We start from the raw sequence: 20926 nt of genomic DNA, 5'->3' as shown, positions 1-20926 counted from the left end.
AACAAACTCATAAACACATCATTTTTGCGCCCAATCAACCCAGCCCAAAGCCCAAGTCGCCAAAATCACCAGACCAAATACAATGCGATACCAAGCAAAACCATTAAAATTATGCTGACTGACAAAGCGCAACAACCAACGCACACACAAAAAAGCGCTGATAAAAGAGAACACAAACCCAATAGCAAACAAAGTCAAATAATGCGCATTGAGCATATCGCGTATACCGAACAACTCTTTGACCGAAGCCGCGAATAAAATAGGGATCGCCAAAAAGAACGAAAATTGGGTCGCCGTCTGACGGCTCAGACCAAACAGCATACCGCCGATAATCGTTGAACCTGAGCGCGACGTCCCCGGAATTAGCGCCGCAATCTGCGCAATGCCTACTTTAAAAGCGTCCAGCATCGTCATCTCATCCATGCTCTGCACCCGCACTGATTCAGGTGTTTGGCGGCGCTCCGCCCACAGAATAACAAAACCGCCGACAATCAAGGCCACCGCCACCGTCACCGGATTGAACAAATACCCCTTAATTTGCTTTTCAAACAGCAAAGCCAAAAAACTTGCCGGAATACAGGCGATGACTACATTGATCGCAAAGCGCCAATCCGCCGGATTTTGCCGCAACAAACCGGAGACAACCCGAGTAATGCGCTCACGAAACTCCCAAATAACCGCCATAATCGCACCAAACTGAATCGCCATGTCAAACGAACGCCAGAATTCACCCTTCAAGCCCAATAAAGAACCGGTCAAAATCAAATGTCCCGTACTCGATACCGGCAAAAACTCAGTCAAGCCCTCGACAATCCCCATGATCGCCGCCTGCAACATCGAAATCAAATCCATACATCATCCATTAAAAAAGCCCAAACTGGGCAAAAGCATCAATCCAAACCAATCAAAAAACGTCATTATAAGACATTCCTTCACTCACTCGCCTTCGGCAAGCGAACCCAAAATCCCAGAAGCCCCGCAAAAATCGCAACCGCAATCGGATACCACAGGCCAAAAAACACATTGCCCGTCGCCGCCACCATTGCAAATGCCACGGTAGGCAAAATCCCACCAAACCAACCATTACCAATGTGGTACGGCAAAGACATCGAGGTATAACGAATCCGCGTCGGAAAAATCTCTACCAGCAATGCCACCATGGGTCCGTAAACCATCGCCACGGGGATAATCATCGCCCACAAAATCAATATGACCCAAAATTCACTGACCGCCGTATGATCCGCTTGCAAAGGATAGCCGGCGCGACTTAAGGCAGACTGAATATTCTGCTTAAACAACACACTGTTTTGTCGTGAATTGAGCTGACCGCCTTCGTACGCCTCGACCACCTCACTGCCGATAATCACCTGCGCCACCATGCCTGCCGGCGCGGCTTGATTGCTGTACGCAATGCCGGATTGCGTTAAAAAAGTCTTGGCAATATCGCACGAATACACATTGCGCGCATTGGTATTGAGCACATTCAATTGAAACGAGCAGCGCGCCGGATCGGCCAAAACCACCACCGGCGCATGTTTTTGCGCCTGATCCAAAGCCGGATTGACCACAAACGCCAAAGCCTTAAACATCGGAAAGTACAACAACGCGGCCAAAAAACATCCCGCGATCATGATCGGCCGACGGCCAATCCGATCCGATAGACCGGCAAAATAAACAAAGCTGGGCAAAGCCAAAAACAGCGCCACAATCATCATCATCTGCGCCTGAGATGCGGGCAATTTCAAACTCTGCGTTAAAAAGAACAAGGCATAAAAATGACTGGTGTACCAAATCACACCCTGCCCCGCACACAGACCGAACATCACCGACAACACCTTTTTCAGATTCGCCCCATCGGCGAACGAGTCCCTCAGCGGCTGCGAAGTCACCAAGCCATCGGCTTTCAGTTGAACGAACAATGGCGATTCATCCAATTGCAAGCGCAACCAGATAGAAAAACCAAGCAATAACATCGAGGCCAAAAACGGAATGCGCCAGCCCCACGCAAAAAATGCTTCCTCACCAATCAACCAACGTATGCCATTGGTCACCAGTAACGACAACAACAAACCCAAACTCGCCGTCACCTGAATCCAGCCGGTATAGCGACCACGCTGATCGGGCGGCGCATGTTCAGCCACATATGTGACCGCACCCCCATATTCACCGCCCAACGCCAGCCCCTGAAGCATACGCAGGGCAATCAGCAAAATCGGCGCGGCAACGCCAATCGCGTCATAAGTCGGCAACAAACCAATGATGAACGTGGACAAACCCATGATCAAAATGGTGACCAAAAATGTGTGCTTGCGCCCCACCATATCACCCAAGCGACCAAAGAACAGCGCGCCGAATGGTCGCACCACAAAGCCGACGGCAAACAGCATCAGCGTCACGATGAAATCAGCGGTCGGATTGTAGCCCGATAAAAAGTGCTGCCCCAAAATGCCTGCCAGCGTGCCGTACAAATAGAAGTCATACCACTCAAAGGCCGTACCCAGAGAGGACGCAAAAATGACTTTTTTATGATAGCGAGGGATCGACATGGTTCAATGAGCTGAGAATAAACGGCAGAAAAAGCATATTAACACATCAGAATCGAACCAAATTCAATTGATGAGTCCAAGCAAGGATTGAAATCCAAATATGCCGTAATCAAACGGTTGATCGAACGGTATTCCTTACGGCTGTGACAACAGAATTCGCACTGTTGACCACCGTTGAGACCGGAAATTTGATCGGGAATGTGGCGACAAACGTGGTGCCTTGATGAGGCGACGGCGCCACCGCCGATTCGATGCGCAATTGTGCATGGTGGCGAATCAAAATATGCTTCACGATCGCCAACCCCAAGCCCGTGCCTTTGGTCGCGCGTGACTGCGCAGTATTGACACGATAAAAGCGTTCAGTCAGCCGTGGTAGATATTCGGGAGCGATACCAACCCCCGTATCACTCACCACCAAGGTCGGTTGCTGCTGCGCATTACGTCCCCACGCCAGCCGTATTTCGCCACCTTCCGGCGTATAGCGCACCGCATTGGACAGCAAATTACCCACCACACTGGCGATTTCCTGCTCACTGCCTTGCAAATCAAGGTTCTCGATTTGACTGTGGATGACGTGTCGTCCAGCCGATAAAATTTCGGCACTTTGAAGCTGCTGCTTAATCAATGCCGGCATGTCAATCATCTGCGCATCCACATGCACATCCGACTCCAAGCGCGACAGCATCAGCATGTCCTGAATCAACACCGTCATGCGATCGGCTTGTTGACGCATCAAACCAAGCTGTTGCATGCGCTGTGTCAAAGGCATATCCGGCGCCTCCTGTGCATGCTCTAAAAAGCCGCTGATTACGGTGAGCGGTGTACGCAACTCATGAGAAGCGTTGGCAATAAAGTCACGCCGCATCGCATCGACTCGCTCGGTTTCGGTAATGTCGCGGCTCACCAAGATAATGCGATCCGATTCAAAATCAATCAGTTGCAACTCCAAAGACAGCCCCATATACCTGAGTTTGAACGGTTGATTGTATTTTTGAGATTGAATAACTTTGACCAGCTCGGGATCGCGTACCAAATGCACCAGTCGTGTGCCCAAATCGCGCTGCAAATCCAGTTGGAAATGCTCTTCAGCCACCGGATTGGTCCACTCCAAATTGGTTAGTTTATCCATCAGCACCACACCATCCGGCAAATGGCTCATGGTGCTTTGAAAGCGCGCCAACCATTCGGCCAATTGCGCTTCGTGCTTTTCATCCATGCGCCGCAGCGCATAAAGTTTGGCAAAAATATCAGTCCACACGCCATGCCCCGAGGGTACGTTTTGGCTTTTTGGATACGACAACCATAACGCAAACCGCTTTAATTCGCGGTAATGCGCGGCCAAACTCCACAGTAAAAAAGCAATGACCAACAACAATCCCGCCCAAAATGGCAGAAAAATCGACATCACGGCCACGATCACACTCAAAATGATCGCCGGAACGAGCGCTGAACGCAAAAAGGAAACGGGCTGATAGGTATGCGCGTAAGATTCTTCGGCAGAATCATTCAGATTTATATCGGGAAAAAGCTTTTTATTATTCGACATCACAAGTCATTTAGGAGGCAAAGCAACGCTCGCTTTACCAATCGGTTCGTGGATTTTGCAGTTTGTGCAGTTTTGTTGACGCAGGCTCAGTCAAACAGACAAGCCCCGCCTTATTCTTGCCAACGATACCCGATTCCACGCACGGTTTCAAGGCTTTCTTCTACGCCAAAGCGTTGCAAAATCTTGCGCAGCCGCAAAATATGCACATCGACGGTGCGCTCTTCGATGAACACATGGTCGCCCCAAACCATATCGAGCAATTGCGCACGGCTGTAAGTTTTATTGCGATGCGTCACAAAAAACTTAAGCAATTTGTATTCGGTATTGCCTATGTTTTCAACGACATCACCTTTGGACAGGGTGTGGTCGTCATCCTTGAGCAGGCAGCCGTTAAACTCAATCACTTGCTCCACATGCTGCGGCGCGGCGCGACGCAGCACGGTATTGATGCGCGCGAGCAGCTCCTTCGGACTGAATGGCTTGGTGATGTAATCATCCGCCCCGCCTTCCAGCCCTTTGAGCTTGTCCGCCTCCTGCGCGCGCGCGGTGAGCATCAGCACCGGCAAATATCGGGTGCGCTCATTCGCACGCAACTGGTTCAGCCACGTCACGCCGTCGCCGTCGGGCAGCATCCAGTCCAACACGACCACATCGGGCAGGATTTTTTTCACGCAGGTTTGGGCTTCCTGCAAATTTTTCGCCCATTCCACGCTAAAGCCCGCTTTGCTCAAGCTAAATTCCAGCAAAGTCGCAATATCGTCTTCGTCTTCCACCACCAGAGCCAAAGGCTGAATATTCACCGCTCGTCCTTATTTTTTAAACAATTAAAGCTGTTCAAACATGTGAAAACACATAAGCCGGATTAATCCTGATCGATCTGATTGACCTGATCCGGATGCTCCTGGCTATAACGCACGTCCTCGCCCTCTGCAATGTAGATCGCCACTTCCGCGATATTCTCGGCATGATCGCCCATGCGTTCAACGGCCTTGGCCACCCACAGGTCATCCAGCGCCGCGCTAATCGTGCGTGGGTCTTCCATCATGTAAGTGATGAGTTGGCGCATGCTGGCGATGTACTGTTGATCCAAAGCCGAATCACTGCCCATGACTTCGCGCGCTGCCGGACCGTCTTCGCGGGTGAATGCGTCCAAGGCCTTGCGCAACATGGTCATAGCCATTTCCGCTGCCTGAAAAATCCCGTGAATGCGCGGCAAAGAGCCACGATTTTCATTGCGAATAACCAATTTGGCAATTTTCGCGGCTTGATCGGCAATGCGCTCCAAATCCGAAATCGTGCGAATCACGCCGAGCAACAGGCGCAAGTCTTTCGCCGCCGGTTGGCGCAAGGCAATGACCTCGGAACACATTTGATCGGTCGCCAATTGCTCCTGATTGATTTCGCGCTCAGTGAGCAAAACCTGTTGCGCCAACTGAATATCTTCTTCACTATAGGACAGGATCGCCAAACGCACTTGGCTTTCCACGCGTCCGCCCATCGTCATCACGCGTGTGCGTAGATTTTCTAATTCCACCTCGTAATTTTTTGAAGTATGTACGCCCATTGTGTCTTCCTTTTCTATCAATTTTTATCTGTACAGCGAACCCAGCGGATCTGATTAACCAAAACGACCGGTAATATAGTCTTCGGTTTCTTTGCGCGCCGGTTTCATGAACATCTGGCGTGTCTCGCCAAACTCAATCATCTCACCCAAATACATATAAGTTGTGTAGTCCGATACACGGGCTGCCTGCTGCATATTATGCGTCACGATCACCACCGTGTAATCCTCTTTCAACTCGATGATGAGCTCTTCCACCTTTGCCGTAGAAATCGGGTCTAACGCCGAGCACGGCTCGTCCAACAAAATCACTTCCGGTTTGACCGCAATCGCACGCGCGATACACAAACGCTGCTGCTGACCGCCGGACAAGCCGTTACCGCTTTGGTGTAATTTATCCTTGACCTCAGTCCACAGCGCGGCTTTTTGCAAAGCCCATTCAACGCGCTCATCCATTTCACCTTTGGACATTTTTTCAAACAAACGCACGCCAAAGGCAATGTTTTCATAAATGCTCATCGGGAACGGCGTTGGTTTTTGAAACACCATGCCGATTTTCGCACGCAAAATGGCGATATCCAGCTTCGATTTGAGGATGTTCTCGCCCTCAAAATTGATTTCGCCCTCAGCACGCTGCTCGGGATACAGCTCAAACATCCGATTGAGCGTGCGTAACAACGTCGATTTACCGCAACCCGACGGGCCGATGAAGGCCGTGACCTTTTTTTCAGGAATGGTCAGATTGATGTTCTTCAGTGCTTTGTATTTACCGTAGTAAAAATCCAGATTTTTAATCTCGATTTTCGGCGTTTCATTGGCCAGATTCACAGTAGTCGTGGTGGTCATAGTTATCCTTCTTGTTTAAATCTTCAATGTCAATTATTCAGAGCGAGACGAATACCAGCGCGTAGCAATGTTGATCAACAGCACCAGCAAGGTAATCAAAATCGCACCGCCCCAAGCCAGATTGTTCCAGTTTTCATCCGGCGACAGACCAAATTGGTTAATCACCTGTGGCAAGCTCGCCATACGGTCATTCATATTGGTATTCCAGAAATTATTACCAAATGCGGTGAACAACAAAGGTGCGGTTTCGCCGAAAATGCGTGCCACACCAAGCAACAGACCGGTCAACATCCCTGTGCGCGCCGCGCGATAACCGATTTTAAAAATCATTTTCCAATACGGCGTACCCAGCGCCACTGCGGCCTCACGCAAAGTGTTCGGCACCAGTTTGAGCATATCGTCCGTCGTGCGCACCACCACTGGCAGCATGATGATTGCCAACGCAAATGCACCCGCCCAGCCTGAATACGCATTTTGACGCAAACCCAAACCGTAATACGCGACCAAGAACACAAACATACCGACCACGATCGATGGTGCGGACAACAAAATGTCGTTGATAAAGCGCACCGTGCGGGTCAAGCGATTGTTGCGACCATATTCAGCCAAATACGTACCGGCCAAAACCCCAATCGGCGTCGTCACCAAGGTCGCCACCAGCACCATCAACACACTGCCGACAATCGCATTGGCCAAACCACCGCCGGTCTCACCCGCAGGCGGCGTAATTTGGGTAAACAGCGCCGGACTCAAAGCCACCAAACCTTTGGAAAACAGCGTCCACATGATCCACGCCAACCAAAACAGACCAACCACGATCGCCACACCGGCAAAAAACAACATCATGATATTCGTCCATTTGCGACGGCGGTACAGCGGGTTACTCATCAATTGTTCAATATTCATCTTATTCTCCGCCATCAATGCTGCTGGTTGCGCGAAATCAACCATTTCGCAAACGCCAGCACAATCGTCGTAATCAGGAACAACACCAAGGCCAAGGCCAACAAAGCCGAGCGGTGTTCATCCGAACTGGCTTCGTTAAACTCATTGGCCAATGTTGAAGCAATACTGTTACCCGGCGCAAACAACGACCAGTTCAAACCATGTGCATTACCAATCACAAACGTCACCGCCATCGTTTCGCCCAGCGCGCGCCCCAGACCGAGCATCACGCCGCCGACCATACCGATTTTCGTATGCGGAATCACGATATTACGCACCACTTCCCACGTCGTCGCACCCAAACCATACGCCGACTCCTTGAGCATCGGCGGCACGAGGCTAAATACATCGCGCAACACCGCTGTAATGAACGGCACAATCATAATCGCCAACACCACACCGGCGGTCAACACACCGACACCCAGCGCCGTGCCTGAAAACAGCGTGCCAATCACCGGCAATTTGCCCAAGGTACCCGCCAAAAACGGCTGGATGTATTTAATAAATAGCGGTGCAATCACGAACAAGCCCCACATACCGTAAATAATCGACGGAATCGCTGCGAGCAATTCAATTGCCGTGCCCAATGGGCGACGCAGCCACGCTGGCGCCAATTCGGTCAAGAACATGGCAATGCCAATACTCACCGGCAAAGCCAAAAAAATCGCAATACCCGAGGTAATCAGCGTTCCCGCCACTGGTCCGAGCGCACCAAAACTGCCCGCAGCCGTATCCCACTCCTCGCGGGTCAAAAAGCGTATGCCCTCTTTTTCCCAAGTCGGCAAAGAGCCGAAAATCAGCGAGACGATAATGCCCACCAATAAAATCAAGACCAACCAAGCATTCGCCTCGGTCAGCCATTTAAATCCTTTGTCCACCCACGGATTCGGATGAATTTTCGACACCACGACCGATGTGTCGTTTTTTGCGCCGCTCTGTGTGCTATTCACCATATCACCCTTTAGTTCAATCGTAATTCAATCGAAATTGTGCTGCATTGTTACTTATTATTTAATGACTTCATTGCCGCTAATAAATCAAGCCAACTGAGAAAAAAGGCCGGAATGGACAAGCCATCCAGCCTTTTTCCATATCGCTCATCCTCTATGAAAAAGGCTGATCGACGTTTAGATCACCGGTTTGCCCGAAGCATCCGTGATTTGCTTCCAGCTTTCCTTGATTTTCGCTACGACTGCATCCGGCAACGGAATGTATTCCAGAGCTGACGCTTGAGGTTGACCTTTGGTCAATGCCCAGTCAAAGAACTTCAATACTTCAGCCGATTTGCTCGCATTATCCACTTTTTTGTGCATCAAAATGAAGGTCGCACCGGTAATCGGCCAAGTTTTTTCACCCGCTTGGTTATTCAAAGAAATGCCCATGCCTGGCTTAGCGCTCCAGTCCGCGTTGGCCGCAGCCGCTGCAAACGACTCAGCAGTCGGCGCAACCACTTTGCCATCCTTGTTGACCAATGAGGCCGCTGGCATGCCGTTTTTCTTCGCATAAGCGTACTCTACGTAGCCAATCGCACCCGGCAATTGCTTCACGCTGGCAGCAACACCATCGTTACCTTTACCGCCGACCGTACCGGCTTCCCATTTCGGATCTTTGCTCGCGCCGATGGCTTTCCAGCCCTCGTTCACTTGAGACAAGTATTCCGTAAACATATGGGTTGTGCCCGAACCATCTGAACGACGCACCACTTTAATTTCCAAATCAGGCAATTTCGCGCCCGGATTCAATTTGGCAATCGCCGGATCATTCCATTTCTTGATTTTCATCAAGTAAATATCACCCAAAACGGCACCATCCAAAGTCAAAGCACCCACGCCTTCGATGTGATACACCGGCACAACGCCACCGATCACGGCAGGGAATTGCAACAAGCCGTTGCTCTCTAACATATCGCCCTTTTGCGGCTCATCGGTTGCACCAAAATCCACGGTTTTCTTTTTGATCGCATCAATCCCTGCGCTCGAACCCGTGCCTTGGTAATTAATCGCCATGCCGGTTGCGCCTTTATAGTCAGACGCCCATTTGGTATACACTGGCGCTGGGAACGTCGCACCCGAACCATTCAAGCCGGCTACTTTTTGATCGCCACCCGCTTGACCGCTGGATTGACCACCGCAGCCGATCAATGAAGCAGACAGCAAAACCGCAGCCACACCAGACAATAAATACTTTACTCGCATCGTTTTCTCCTAAAAAAACGCTATTGAATCAATGATTTGATACTTTAAAAGCCGCCGTCCGTGACATCTGACACATCCATCAGCTCGCCAATTCATGCAACTGCCGACACTATATTTCCTCAATATGACAATTTCGTGACAATGACATAACAATGTCATTCATGTTAAGACTGTGGTTTTTAGGCATAATGACGGCTGTATGTTTAAGGATAAAAATATGAAAATCGCCACTTGGAATGTCAATTCACTCAAAGTCCGCCTGCCGCAAGTGCTGGACTATATGAATACCACCGATACCGACGTGCTGTGTCTGCAAGAAACCAAAATGACCGATGAGGTTTTTCCGGAGCAAGCCTTTACCGATGCGGGTTTGCACGTCAGCTTCGTCGGGCAAAAAACGTACAACGGCGTCGCCATCGTCAGCCGCACGGCACAGACCGAGGTGCAAAAGAACCTACCGAATTTCGAAGATGAGCAAAAGCGCGTCATCTGCGCCACCATCAATGACGTACGCATCGTCAATGCCTATATCGTCAACGGTCAGTCACTGGACAGTGATAAATTCGTGTACAAACTCAATTGGTTGGCCGCGTTGATCGAATTTCTCGCGGCAGAATTAAAAAAATACCCGAAACTGGCTCTGCTGGGCGATTTCAACATCGCACCCGCCGACATCGACGTACACAACCCGGACAAATGGCTCGGCTGTAATTTGGTTTCACCGCAGGAGCGCGAAGCCTTTCAAAAACTCTTGGATTTAGGGCTGACCGACGCCTTCCGACTGTTTGAGCAGCCCGAAAAATCCTTCTCGTGGTGGGACTACCGCCAGATGGCTTTTCGGCGAAACGCCGGCCTACGCATTGACCACATTCTCCTGAGTCAACCGCTCGCGCAATCATGCGTTGAATGTGTCATTGACAAAGAACCCCGTCGCCATGAACAACCCTCCGACCACACACCGGTTTGGGCAAAATTGGACATCGCCACATGAATATCGCCATCCCCAATATTCCCACTCGTCGCACAACACAGAATACCAGCAGTCAAACGTCCGCCCGTTTGAGTGGGTTAAGCCGCGGACTGCTGTCACTGGCTTTGGTGTCGCTCATCAGCGCCTGCTCCACCACCGCGCCCTCGCGCCAAGGTAAATACAAAGGCAAAACCCCGCAAAATGTCAGCGTCGCCGCCGGACCCAATCGCGACGTCGCCGTATACGCCATGCAGTTTCTCGGTACACCCTACCGCTACGGCGGCAGTTCGCCTTCTGAAGGCTTTGACTGCTCCGGCTTGGTTCAATACGCCAGCAAAAAATCCCTCAACCTGAATTTACCACGCCGCACCTCTGAACAAGCCAGCTACGGCACGCCGATTTCCTTTGGTAATCTCAAAGCAGGCGACTTACTGTTTTTCAATATTTCCGGCCAAGCCAACTCACACGTCGGTATCTATCTCGGGCAGACCTACTTCGTCCATGCACCGAGCAGTGGCGGCGCGGTACGGGTCGAAGACTATACCTTGGACTACTGGCAAAAGCGCTTTAGCGGCGCCCGCCGAATTCGCTAAACACATCGAACCGATACACCACACTCAGCCCATTGGAGCACCACATGAACACACGCCTCACACAGATTTTCAGCATCGGCCTCATCAGCCTGACGCTCGTAGCCTGCGCAGCAACGGACAGTAATTCCAAATCCCCTGCTGCGGATGCGCGCGCCAGCCTCGGCAAAATTACGCAAAAGCAAACCATTCAACAATATTCCCAACGACGCAGCAGCCCAGTCGATGTCAGCGTCGGTGTGGGCGGTGGCGGCCATGTCGGCTGGGGCGTGAACGTCGGCTTGGGACAAATTTTCAATCTCGGTCAAATCAGCTCGCCCGAAGTCATGTACCGCTATACAGTGCAAACCAACCCGAACGAAACCTTCATCGTGCAAACCGGTGATGAATTCAATGTCAATGACTGCGTAACCCTGTGGCAACGTACCAACGACGCCACCTACCCACGCATCCGTATCAACAGCAGTTGCACCCTGCCACGCTAACACATAGGCACTCATGAACGATTTAGAGAAAAAACTGAACGACATTCAGCAACGCTACGAACAACTACACAGCGATATTCAAGCGTTGCAAGAACTCAACCAACGCCTGCCCGACATCCGTCAGCGTATGAGCGAACTGCTGAGTTATTATCAAAACGACTGGATGCTGGATGTCGAAAAGATTGAGCAACAGCCCGATCTGGCACGACGCATAGATGAAACCGTCACCGAAGGCCACTACTCGGTGCTGGGGCAAGACACCATTTGGAATTTGTTGGACGATACACAACGGGAGAGCAAAGAAATGATCAAACATTTGGTTGATTTGCTGCAATAAGAAACACAACGCTCAAAATAAAAGGCGGCTCACATTCGAGACCGCCTTATTTTTACCTTATACCTCATCAATCGCACGAGCCATTAGACAGCTCCGCAGCCAAACGCCGAATCGCACCCGCATTGTTCCAAGAAAAACACAAATCCGCCGCCTGATCAAACGGCAACCACTGAAACGCCACATGCTCACGCGGCGCGAGGCGAATTGCGACACTCGTATCCGGCACGCACAGCGCAAACTGATGCTCCACATTCTCTGTCACGCCGGGTGCGTAACGATAACGCCATTGCTCGAAAATCTCATACGTGACCTCATGCTGCAAATCACGCAATTCAAACGCATCCGCATTCAGCCCCGTTTCCTCAAACAATTCGCGCTTGGCCGCCAACAGCGGCGGCTCATCCACAGCATCCAAACTGCCCGTCACCGACTGCCAAAAATCCTGATCAAACTCAGCTTTAGGCGCACGCTTGAGCATTAAAAACTGCAAATCCGGCGTATGAATCAATACCAAAACCGACCGCGGAATCTTAAAAACCGTCATCAAAAATCATCCAAAAAGCAGAGAACGCACCACGCGCTTCGTTTAAAATAGCACGGTTTCAATATCATTCAAATAAAGGCTGTACCATGCACATCGACATTAAAATCATCAATCCGCTGATCAAAGACCAACTGCCGCATTATGCCACAGCAGGCAGCGCCGGCCTTGATCTTCGCGCCTGCATCAGCGAAAAAATCACCCTCGAACCCGGTCAAACCGTGCTCATCCCCACCGGTCTGGCCATTCATCTGGCCGACGCCAACTACGCCGCCATGATTCTGCCACGCAGTGGCTTGGGACACAAACACGGCGTGGTACTGGGCAACCTCGTCGGCCTGATTGATTCCGACTATCAAGGCGAGCTCATGGTCTCCACTTGGAATCGCGGTAATACGACATTCACCATCGAGCCATTCGAGCGCATCGCACAAATGGTCATTGTCCCTGTCGTGCAAGCGAAATTCAATCTGGTTGAGGACTTCGACGCATCCGATCGCGGCACAGGCGGATTTGGCAGTACCGGTACGAAGTAATTTCAAAACAAATGACGGCATCACTTAAAACTTCTTAAATTTCATTCAAAGTATTCGAATAAGCGTACTAAAAAACGCCTGATGGATTTCATCAGGCGTTTTTTCTTTCAAACTTCAATGCTTCAGAGCTTTTTAATTAACTCAAGCTCATACGTCTTCAAAGAATGCTTTATTTCCGTTGGCCAGTGACATTAATTTCCACTCGGCGATCCGCTTGCAAGCAAGCCGATAAAGCCGGCGTATATGTATTACCCACGCAGCCTTGAGATAACGGATTGGACTCACCCGCTCCGACCGCAGTCATTTTTGAGGCGTCCAAACCTTCATTCACCAGCAAACTGCGAATGGCGTTAGCTCGCGCTTGAGACAGCGCCAAATTGTGCGCATCAGAACCCAAACGATCTGTGTAACCAACAACCGCAATTTTATCTACCGACTGATAATCATTCTGGATTTTCGTCGCCAAGTTACGTACTGCTTCACGCCCTTCACTCCGAATATCAGCCACGCTCGAACGGTTATGCGGGAACAAGATTTCATTGTTCAATGTATAACGACCCGCATTTGATGATGCGCCGCCAACCAACGCTGCACAGGACTCAGGCTTCCAATAGAAACTTTGACCTTTGTACTCAGTATCGAAGATGATTTTGTACTGGCACAGGGTTGGTTTGGTATCTTTCGGACCTTGCAATTGGAAAATATAATCCCATTCACGCACACCCCACATTCCTTCGGCAAACTGAGGTACTCCGAACATTCCATACAACTGCTCTTTCGTCACACCAGGAGCCACTTTGCGCAGATCGGCCAAATCAGGGAAGGTACCTTCCGGACCGCCATCGTTACGCCACGCCTTATCCAAGTCAGGGAAAATAATTTGCTCGGCTTGCTTGCCATCATCACTGAGCCCCCAACTCACATAAGAGGAGCAACCTTGTAACAAACCCACAGATACCGCCAAAGTTCCCAACAACACATTGATTTTTTTCATAAAAATATCCTATTTTATTCAATCAACCGTGGGCATTTCTGCCCACGGAGGCCTGTGACAATGATTACCAATGGAAGCCAACACCCACACCGGCACCCACTTTACCTTGAGTATTCGTGGTTGCACTGGCCTTGATGACCCACTTACCGTTATCAGACATCTTCGACAGACCAACTGCAATCGCCGATTGTCCGTCATAAGTACCCAAACCAACTGTGGTCATGGCCATACCCGGAATTGTAGATTGCGGCAAGTTTGCTGTGGCAATGGCTGAAGCAGAACCTGCTTTCGACTCGTTACCCACTTCGCTGAGCTTGTTACCCAAATTGGTAATATTTTGGTTCACAGTATTCAAGGCAGCATTCACTTGACCAACATTCACAGCATCGGTATCAGCAGTACCTGCGGCAACGTTGGTAATTTTGTTACCGCCCATATCCACTTTAGTACCCTCTTTAACGGTCAGATGATCCCCGACGGTCAAACCGCCATTGGCTTTCACCTCACCGGTAAAGGTCGGTGCATCAACCATTTGAACCTCGACTTTGCCATCTTTGACTACGGTCTTAATGTTAGATCCCGAAGCCGCTGCTGCGCTGTCTGCACCACCGACAATCGAAACAGTCTTGTTCAGATTATTGATCACACTGTTGCCATCCTGAGCTGTAACACCGAACGTCGCATTTTTGACTGTTTCAGTGAGTGTATTCTTCACCTCATACAGTTGAGAACCATTCACCGCGTCTTTGCTATCAGCTGTTACTGCGCCATTGGCCACATTGGTAATCTTCGTGCCTGCCGCATCAATGCCCGCTTTGGTGACACTCGGACCGCCAGCAATAGTCAAACCATTGGTATCCACTTTCGTATCACCTACGGTCAAACTATCCGCTTTCAAGTCCTTAGCCAAATCAAAGCTCACATTATTACCTGTCTTAGTGATCTTAATGTTGCCATCGGTATTGTTCAGATCAACCGTTGCACCCGGAGCGACATTACTACTGTTCGCACCATTGGCTGTCAAGTTCCAGCCCTTATTGGCCGTGGTATTAATCGACTTGATCGCATCATCAATGTTGTTTTCACCCGTACCACCCACATTGCTCATAGTGAGTGATCCATCAGGATTCACGGTTGAATTACCTCCCAAGATATTCTTAATAGAACTTGAGACACCATACAACTGGCTGCCATTGATCGCATCAGAGCTATCAGCACTCACAGTGCCTTTGGCCAAACCGCTAATCTTATTGGTGCCTGCATCCATCGTGATACCACCAACCGTTACCTTAGTAAAGGTCACGTCATCTTTGGTTTTGACTTCATAGTTCTTGCTACCATCAGCATTGGCCGTTTCCACCACCTCAATATTAGTACCAGCAGTCGTGGTATTGTGCTTATTAGCAGCCGTGTTTAATGCGCTCAAAGCATCTTGAACAGTGTTGTAATTAGATGTGCCCACGGTCAGACCTGCGGTCACTTTACCAGTTACCGGATCAAACGCCGAAGTGCCACCCAAAGAGCTGGCGGTGCTGCTGCCCACAGTATACAACTGACTACCATTGACTGCGTCTTTACTGTCCGAAGCCAAAGTACCCGCCGTCAAACCTGTGATTTTTCCAGTTCCACCATCCATCGTAATCGGATTCGCGCCGCTGGCCACGAAGGTCGGTGCAGTCACCGTACCGGCGAAGGTCGGTGCATCGGCAAAGTCGAGCGTGATGTTGCCGTTGGCGTCTTTGGTACCCACAGTCAGGTTAGGATCGCTGCTGGTGATGTTTTGCAAAGCCGTGTCGGCTTTGGCCAAGCTGTCTTTGCTCGCTTGTGACAGGTCAACCGCGTAGTCGGTGACGTTGTTCGCGTCTTTGGTGCCCGCGGTCACGGTCACGGCAGTTGAACCCGCTGAAGCCGTGGTGCCGTTGGCGTTGACGGTGTAGATGTCTTGGCCGTTGGCGCCAGTGGTTTTAGCCACGCTGGTGACGTTGGTGCCGGCTACGACTTCGGTCTTGGCCGCCGCCGCTGCGTTTTGTACGTCACCAATGTTGGCTGCGTTGGTCAGGGTAGTGCCACCGCTGCTCACATTGGTGATCTGGGTATTGCCCGCGTTAATGCCGCTGCTGTTGATGGTTACAGGACCTGCTTTAACGCTATCGAAGGTGACATCTTTGGCTGTGGCAATCTTAATACCACCACTACCATCGTCGCTCAACACCATGTTGTCGCCCGTCACAAAGTTTGCTGTGTTGTCTGTTTTGTTCAGGGTTTTAACCGCTGTGCCGTCAATTTGGGTCACTACTTCTTGCAACGCGGTGTCGGCTTTGGCCAAGCTGTCTTTGCTCGCTTGTGACAAATCAACCGCGTAGTCGGTGACGTTGTTGCCGTCTTTGGCGCCCGCGGTCACAGTCACGGCAGTTGAACCTGCTGAAGCCGTGGTGCCGTTGGCGTTGACGGTGTAGATGTCTTGGCCGTTGGCGCCAGTGGTTTTAGCCACGCTGGTGACGTTGGTGCCGGCTTTCACTTCGGTCTTGGCCGATGCCGTGGCCGATGCCAATTGGTCTTCCGTCGCCGCTTGGCCGCTGACCGGTGTGCCACTCCAGGTGGTGTTGGTCAGGCCGCCAATGGTGCCCGTGGCGCCATTGATGGTGACCGGATTCGCGCCGCTGGCCACGAAGGTCGGGGCGGTCACTTTACCGGCGAAGGTCGGTGCATCAGCAAAGTCGAGCGTGATGTTGCCGTCGGCGTCTTTGGCGCCCACGGTCAGGTTGGGGTCGATGCTGGTGATGTTTTGCAACGCCGTGTCGGCTTTGGCCAGGCTGTCTTTGCTCGCTTGTGACAGATCAACCGCGTAGTCGGTGACGTTGGTGTTGGCATCTGTGGTGCCGGCCACGGTCACGGCCGTTGAGCCCGCTGAAGCCTTGGTGCCGTTGGCGTTGACGGTGTAGATGTCTTGGCCGTTGGCGCCAGCGGCCTTGGTCACGCTGGCAATGTTGGTGCCGGCTTTCACTTCGGTCTTGGCCGATGCCGTGGCCGATGCCAATTGGTCTTCCGTCGCCGCTTGGCCGCTGACCGGTGTGCCACTCCAGGTGGTGTTGGTCAGGCCGCCAATGGTGCCCGTGGCGCCATTGATGGTGACCGGGTTCGCGCCGCTGGCCACGAAGGTCGGGGCGGTCACTTTACCGGCGAAGGTCGGTGCATCAGCAAAGTCGAGCGTGATGTTGCCGTCGGCGTCTTTGGCGCCCACGGTCAGGTTGGGGTCGATGCTGGTGATGTTTTGCAACGCCGTGTCGGCTTTGGCCAGGCTGTCTTTGCTCGCTTGTGACAGATCAACCGCGTAGTCGGTGACGTTGGTGTTGGCATCTGTGGTGCCGGCCACGGTCACGGCCGTTGAGCCCGCTGAAGCCTTGGTGCCGTTGGCGTTGACGGTGTAGATGTCTTGGCCGTTGGCGCCAGCGGCCTTGGTCACGCTGGCAATGTTGGTGCCGGCTTTCACTTCGGTCTTGGCCGATGCCGTGGCCGATGCCAATTGGTCTTCCGTCGCCGCTTGGCCGCTGACCGGTGTGCCACTCCAGGTGGTGTTGGTCAGGCCGCCAATGGTGCCCGTGGCGCCATTGATGGTGACCGGATTCGCGCCGCTGGCCACGAAGGTCGGGGCGGTCACTTTACCGGCGAAGGTCGGTGCATCAGCAAAGTCGAGCGTGATGTTGCCGTCGGCGTCTTTGGCGCCCACGGTCAGGTTGGGGTCGATGCTGGTGATGTTTTGCAACGCCGTGTCGGCTTTGGCCAGGCTGTCTTTGCTCGCTTGTGACAGATCAACCGCGTAGTCGGTGACGTTGGTGTTGGCATCTGTGGTGCCGGCCACGGTCACGGCCGTTGAGCCCGCTGAAGCCTTGGTGCCGTTGGCGTTGACGGTGTAGATGTCTTGGCCGTTGGCGCCAGCGGCCTTGGTCACGCTGGCAATGTTGGTGCCGGCTTTCACTTCGGTCTTGGCCGATGCCGTGGCCGATGCCAATTGGTCTTCCGTCGCCGCTTGGCCGCTGACCGGTGTGCCACTCCAGGTGGTGTTGGTCAGGCCGCCAATGGTGCCCGTGGCGCCATTGATGGTGACCGGGTTCGCGCCGCTGGCCACGAAGGTCGGGGCGGTCACTTTACCGGCGAAGGTCGGTGCATCAGCAAAGTCGAGCGTGATGTTGCCGTCGGCGTCTTTGGCGCCCACGGTCAGGTTGGGGTCGATGCTGGTGATGTTTTGCAACGCCGTGTCGGCTTTGGCCAGGCTGTCTTTGCTCGCTTGTGACAGATCAACCACGTAGTCGGTGACGTTGGTGTTGGCATCTGTGGTGCCGGCCACGGTCACGGCCGTTGAGCCCGCTGAAGCCTTGGTGCCGTTGGCGTTGACGGTGTAGATGTCTTGGCCGTTGGCGCCAGCGGCCTTGGTCACGCTGGCAATGTTGGTGCCGGCTTTCACTTCGGTCTTGGCCGATGCCGTGGCCGATGCCAATTGGTCTTCCGTCGCCGCTTGGCCGCTGACCGGTGTGCCACTCCAGGTGGTGTTGGTCAGGCCGCCAATGGTGCCCGTGGCGCCATTGATGGTGACCGGATTCGCGCCGCTGGCCACGAAGGTCGGGGCGGTCACTTTACCGGCGAAGGTCGGTGCATCAGCAAAGTCGAGCGTGATGTTGCCGTCGGCGTCTTTGGCGCCCACGGTCAGGTTGGGGTCGATGCTGGTGATGTTTTGCAACGCCGTGTCGGCTTTGGCCAGGCTGTCTTTGCTCGCTTGTGACAGATCAACCGCGTAGTCGGTGACGTTGGTGTTGGCATCTGTGGTGCCGGCCACGGTCACGGCCGTTGAGCCCGCTGAAGCCTTGGTGCCGTTGGCGTTGACGGTGTAGATGTCTTGGCCGTTGGCGCCAGCGGCCTTGGTCACGCTGGCAATGTTGGTGCCGGCTTTCACTTCGGTCTTGGCCGATGCCGTGGCCGATGCCAATTGGTCTTCCGTCGCCGCTTGGCCGCTGACCGGTGTGCCACTCCAGGTGGTGTTGGTCAGGCCGCCAATGGTGCCCGTGGCGCCATTGATGGTGACCGGGTTCGCGCCGCTGGCCACGAAGGTCGGGGCGGTCACTTTACCGGCGAAGGTCGGTGCATCAGCAAAGTCGAGCGTGATGTTGCCGTCGGCGTCTTTGGCGCCCACGGTCAGGTTGGGGTCGATGCTGGTGATGTTTTGCAACGCCGTGTCGGCTTTGGCCAGGCTGTCTTTGCTCGCTTGTGACAGATCAACCGCGTAGTCGGTGACGTTGGTGTTGGCATCTGTGGTGCCGGCCACGGTCACGGCCGTTGAGCCCGCTGAAGCCTTGGTGCCGTTGGCGTTGACGGTGTAGATGTCTTGGCCGTTGGCGCCAGTGGTTTTAGCCACGCTGGTGACGTTGGTGCCGGCTGCGACTTCGGTCTTGGCCGCCGCCGCTGCGTTTTGTACGTCACCAATGTTGGCTGCGTTGGTCAGGGTAGTGCCACCGCTGCTCACATTGGTGATCTGGGTATTGCCCGCGTTAATGCCGCTGCTGTTGATGGTTACAGGACCTGCTTTAACGCTATCGAAGGTGACATCTTTGGCTGTGGCAATCTTAATACCACCACTACCATCGTCGCTCAACACCATGTTGTCGCCCGTCACAAAGTTTGCTGTGTTGTCTGTTTTGTTCAGGGTTTTAACCGCTGTGCCGTCAATTTGGGTCACTACTTCTTGCAACGCGGTGTCGGCTTTGGCCAAGCTGTCTTTGCTCGCTTGTGACAAATCAACCGCGTAGTCGGTGACATTGTTGCCGTCTTTGGCGCCCGCGGTCACAGTCACGGCAGTTGAACCTGCTGAAGCCGTGGTGCCGTTGGCGTTGACGGTGTAGATGTCTTGGCCGTTGGCGCCAGTGGTTTTAGCCACGCTGGTGACGTTGGTGCCGGCTACGACTTCGGGTTTGATGGAGGCTTTTTTCAACTGTGCCACGTTAACTGCGTCAGTATCGTTGGTACCTGCTGCAACACTGGTAATCTGACGCGTTAGAGTCGTGCCGTTACCCACCGATACGGCTGCTGTAGTTGCTTTCCAAGTCGAATCCGTAGATGTAGAAGTGGTTGCAGTTAATGGATCATAGCCTACAGCACCTGCATTAACAGTAGTTACACTATTGGTACCTAAAGCAACGGAATTCGCTATGGTTGCCTGAGCGCCAACACCCACAGCCGTTGCGAAATTGGCTGTAGCCTTGGAGGCTTGACCCAAAGCGATACCACTAATCGCCGTAGATTGCGCACTATAGCCGAGCGCAACACCGTTGGCTTGGGAGGCTAATGCTCTACTGCCTAAGGCGACGCTGGAGCCGCCACTGGCATTGGCAAAATTACCCATGGATGTTGAGCCATCTGCTGTTGCCTGAGCACCATTACCTACAGCAACTGTACCGGCTCGGTTTGCTACGGTATTAACACCCAATGCCGTAGCACTGATTCCGCTTGCATTGGCGAAAGTACCAACTGCTAACGCGTCCTCTTGAGAAGCTGCGGATTTGAAGCCAATTGCCGTCGAGGTAATAGCAGATGCGTTGGCTAACTGACCAACAGCGATGGTGGCATCATTGGTGGCGTTGGCCGCAGTACCAAGTGCAATTGCGTTGTTTGCCGTTGCAAATGAATTGCTACCTACCACGGTAGATTGATTGCCCGTTGCTTGGTTATTTCGGCCAATGGCAACCGCATAATTATTGGTCGCTGTACCTGCAATAGTGCCATTTGAACCGATGGCAACACTGCCCTGACCCGCTGCAGTAACCGCTGAACCCATGGCAACTGATT

At 52.5% G+C, this 20926-nt stretch carries 17 protein-coding genes; 5 read left to right on the top strand and 12 right to left on the bottom strand.

Annotation, left to right across the window (positions count from 1 at the left end; genetic code table 11):
* Window positions 1-18: 18 nt before the first annotated feature.
* The 9 genes from ACZ41M_RS01720 to pstS form a co-directional block, all read right to left on the bottom strand.
* Window positions 19-852: an undecaprenyl-diphosphate phosphatase gene (locus ACZ41M_RS01720; protein ID WP_464730576.1), complete on the bottom strand. Its 834-nt coding sequence runs from the start codon at window positions 850-852 to the stop codon at window positions 19-21.
* 80 nt (window positions 853-932) lie between these two features.
* Window positions 933-2546 (bottom strand): MFS transporter, encoded by a 1614-nt coding sequence (locus ACZ41M_RS01715; RefSeq protein WP_464730577.1) that lies wholly within the window; start codon window positions 2544-2546, stop codon window positions 933-935.
* Between the two features lie 109 nt (window positions 2547-2655).
* A complete protein-coding gene (gene phoR / locus ACZ41M_RS01710) occupies window positions 2656-4092 on the bottom strand; it encodes a phosphate regulon sensor histidine kinase PhoR (protein WP_464730578.1) in 1437 nt (478 codons plus the stop codon).
* 110 nt (window positions 4093-4202) lie between these two features.
* Window positions 4203-4886, bottom strand: coding sequence for a response regulator (locus tag ACZ41M_RS01705; RefSeq protein WP_464732134.1), 684 nt, complete (start codon window positions 4884-4886; stop codon window positions 4203-4205).
* A 68-nt stretch (window positions 4887-4954) separates the two neighbouring features.
* Window positions 4955-5656 (bottom strand): phosphate signaling complex protein PhoU, encoded by a 702-nt coding sequence (gene phoU, locus ACZ41M_RS01700; protein ID WP_464730579.1) that lies wholly within the window; start codon window positions 5654-5656, stop codon window positions 4955-4957.
* A gap of 54 nt (window positions 5657-5710) precedes the next feature.
* Entirely contained in the window at window positions 5711-6499 is a 789-nt protein-coding gene (gene pstB, locus ACZ41M_RS01695; RefSeq protein WP_464730580.1) for a phosphate ABC transporter ATP-binding protein PstB, read from the bottom strand.
* Window positions 6500-6532: 33 nt separating this feature from the next.
* On the bottom strand, window positions 6533-7405 hold the full coding sequence (gene pstA / locus ACZ41M_RS01690) for a phosphate ABC transporter permease PstA (protein ID WP_464730581.1): 873 nt from the start codon (window positions 7403-7405) through the stop codon (window positions 6533-6535).
* Between the two features lie 14 nt (window positions 7406-7419).
* Entirely contained in the window at window positions 7420-8397 is a 978-nt protein-coding gene (gene pstC, locus ACZ41M_RS01685) for a phosphate ABC transporter permease subunit PstC (protein WP_464730582.1), read from the bottom strand.
* A gap of 174 nt (window positions 8398-8571) precedes the next feature.
* Window positions 8572-9639 (bottom strand): phosphate ABC transporter substrate-binding protein PstS, encoded by a 1068-nt coding sequence (gene pstS / locus ACZ41M_RS01680; RefSeq protein WP_464730583.1) that lies wholly within the window; start codon window positions 9637-9639, stop codon window positions 8572-8574.
* Between the two features lie 217 nt (window positions 9640-9856).
* On the opposite strand from pstS, the gene xth reads away from it, so the two are divergent.
* Genes xth through ACZ41M_RS01660 form a run of 4 tightly spaced genes read left to right on the top strand, consistent with a single transcriptional unit; the run spans window position 9857 to window position 12021 of the window.
* Window positions 9857-10630: an exodeoxyribonuclease III gene (gene xth / locus ACZ41M_RS01675; protein ID WP_464730584.1), complete on the top strand. Its 774-nt coding sequence runs from the start codon at window positions 9857-9859 to the stop codon at window positions 10628-10630.
* Entirely contained in the window at window positions 10627-11202 is a 576-nt protein-coding gene (locus ACZ41M_RS01670; RefSeq protein WP_464730585.1) for a C40 family peptidase, read from the top strand. The genes xth and ACZ41M_RS01670 overlap by 4 nt, the downstream gene beginning before the upstream one ends.
* A gap of 44 nt (window positions 11203-11246) precedes the next feature.
* Complete coding sequence (locus ACZ41M_RS01665) at window positions 11247-11684, top strand: hypothetical protein (protein ID WP_464730586.1); 438 nt, start codon at window positions 11247-11249, stop codon at window positions 11682-11684.
* A gap of 13 nt (window positions 11685-11697) precedes the next feature.
* Complete coding sequence (locus ACZ41M_RS01660; RefSeq protein WP_464730587.1) at window positions 11698-12021, top strand: DUF4298 domain-containing protein; 324 nt, start codon at window positions 11698-11700, stop codon at window positions 12019-12021.
* A 67-nt stretch (window positions 12022-12088) separates the two neighbouring features.
* Here the strand turns inward: ACZ41M_RS01660 and nudB are convergent, their stop codons facing one another.
* Window positions 12089-12565 (bottom strand): dihydroneopterin triphosphate diphosphatase, encoded by a 477-nt coding sequence (gene nudB, locus ACZ41M_RS01655; RefSeq protein WP_464730588.1) that lies wholly within the window; start codon window positions 12563-12565, stop codon window positions 12089-12091.
* Between the two features lie 86 nt (window positions 12566-12651).
* Here nudB and dut point away from each other — a divergent pair, with 86 nt between their 5' ends.
* Window positions 12652-13098 carry a dUTP diphosphatase gene (dut, locus tag ACZ41M_RS01650; protein ID WP_464730589.1) on the top strand — a complete coding sequence of 149 codons (447 nt, stop codon included), beginning with the start codon at window positions 12652-12654 and terminating at the stop codon, window positions 13096-13098.
* 169 nt (window positions 13099-13267) lie between these two features.
* Here the strand turns inward: dut and ACZ41M_RS01645 are convergent, their stop codons facing one another.
* Complete coding sequence (locus tag ACZ41M_RS01645) at window positions 13268-14092, bottom strand: OmpA family protein (RefSeq protein ID WP_464730590.1); 825 nt, start codon at window positions 14090-14092, stop codon at window positions 13268-13270.
* A 64-nt stretch (window positions 14093-14156) separates the two neighbouring features.
* Complete coding sequence (locus ACZ41M_RS01640; RefSeq protein ID WP_464737498.1) at window positions 14157-20915, bottom strand: YadA-like family protein; 6759 nt, start codon at window positions 20913-20915, stop codon at window positions 14157-14159.
* Window positions 20916-20926 lie beyond the last annotated feature (11 nt).

This window comes from Puribacter membranae (genome assembly GCF_055380425.1).
The sequence above is the reverse complement of the archived record's forward strand: the minus strand, read 5'-3'. Positions and strand labels throughout refer to the sequence as shown.

Excerpts from the sequence above, each read along its gene's own strand:
- ACZ41M_RS01720 (WP_464730576.1), bottom strand. The coding sequence starts at position 852 with ATGGATTTGATTTCGATGTTGCAGGCGGCGATCATGGGGATTGTCGAG.
- ACZ41M_RS01715 (WP_464730577.1), bottom strand. The coding sequence starts at position 2,546 with ATGTCGATCCCTCGCTATCATAAAAAAGTCATTTTTGCGTCCTCTCTG.
- phoR (WP_464730578.1), bottom strand. The coding sequence starts at position 4,092 with ATGTCGAATAATAAAAAGCTTTTTCCCGATATAAATCTGAATGATTCT.
- phoU (WP_464730579.1), bottom strand. The coding sequence starts at position 5,656 with ATGGGCGTACATACTTCAAAAAATTACGAGGTGGAATTAGAAAATCTA.
- pstB (WP_464730580.1), bottom strand. The coding sequence starts at position 6,499 with ATGACCACCACGACTACTGTGAATCTGGCCAATGAAACGCCGAAAATC.
- pstA (WP_464730581.1), bottom strand. The coding sequence starts at position 7,405 with ATGAATATTGAACAATTGATGAGTAACCCGCTGTACCGCCGTCGCAAA.
- pstC (WP_464730582.1), bottom strand. The coding sequence starts at position 8,397 with ATGGTGAATAGCACACAGAGCGGCGCAAAAAACGACACATCGGTCGTG.
- pstS (WP_464730583.1), bottom strand. The coding sequence starts at position 9,639 with ATGCGAGTAAAGTATTTATTGTCTGGTGTGGCTGCGGTTTTGCTGTCT.
- xth (WP_464730584.1), top strand. The coding sequence starts at position 9,857 with ATGAAAATCGCCACTTGGAATGTCAATTCACTCAAAGTCCGCCTGCCG.
- ACZ41M_RS01670 (WP_464730585.1), top strand. The coding sequence starts at position 10,627 with ATGAATATCGCCATCCCCAATATTCCCACTCGTCGCACAACACAGAAT.
- ACZ41M_RS01665 (WP_464730586.1), top strand. The coding sequence starts at position 11,247 with ATGAACACACGCCTCACACAGATTTTCAGCATCGGCCTCATCAGCCTG.
- ACZ41M_RS01660 (WP_464730587.1), top strand. The coding sequence starts at position 11,698 with ATGAACGATTTAGAGAAAAAACTGAACGACATTCAGCAACGCTACGAA.
- nudB (WP_464730588.1), bottom strand. The coding sequence starts at position 12,565 with ATGACGGTTTTTAAGATTCCGCGGTCGGTTTTGGTATTGATTCATACG.
- dut (WP_464730589.1), top strand. The coding sequence starts at position 12,652 with ATGCACATCGACATTAAAATCATCAATCCGCTGATCAAAGACCAACTG.
- ACZ41M_RS01645 (WP_464730590.1), bottom strand. The coding sequence starts at position 14,092 with ATGAAAAAAATCAATGTGTTGTTGGGAACTTTGGCGGTATCTGTGGGT.
- ACZ41M_RS01640 (WP_464737498.1), bottom strand. The coding sequence starts at position 20,915 with ATGGGTTCAGCGGTTACTGCAGCGGGTCAGGGCAGTGTTGCCATCGGT.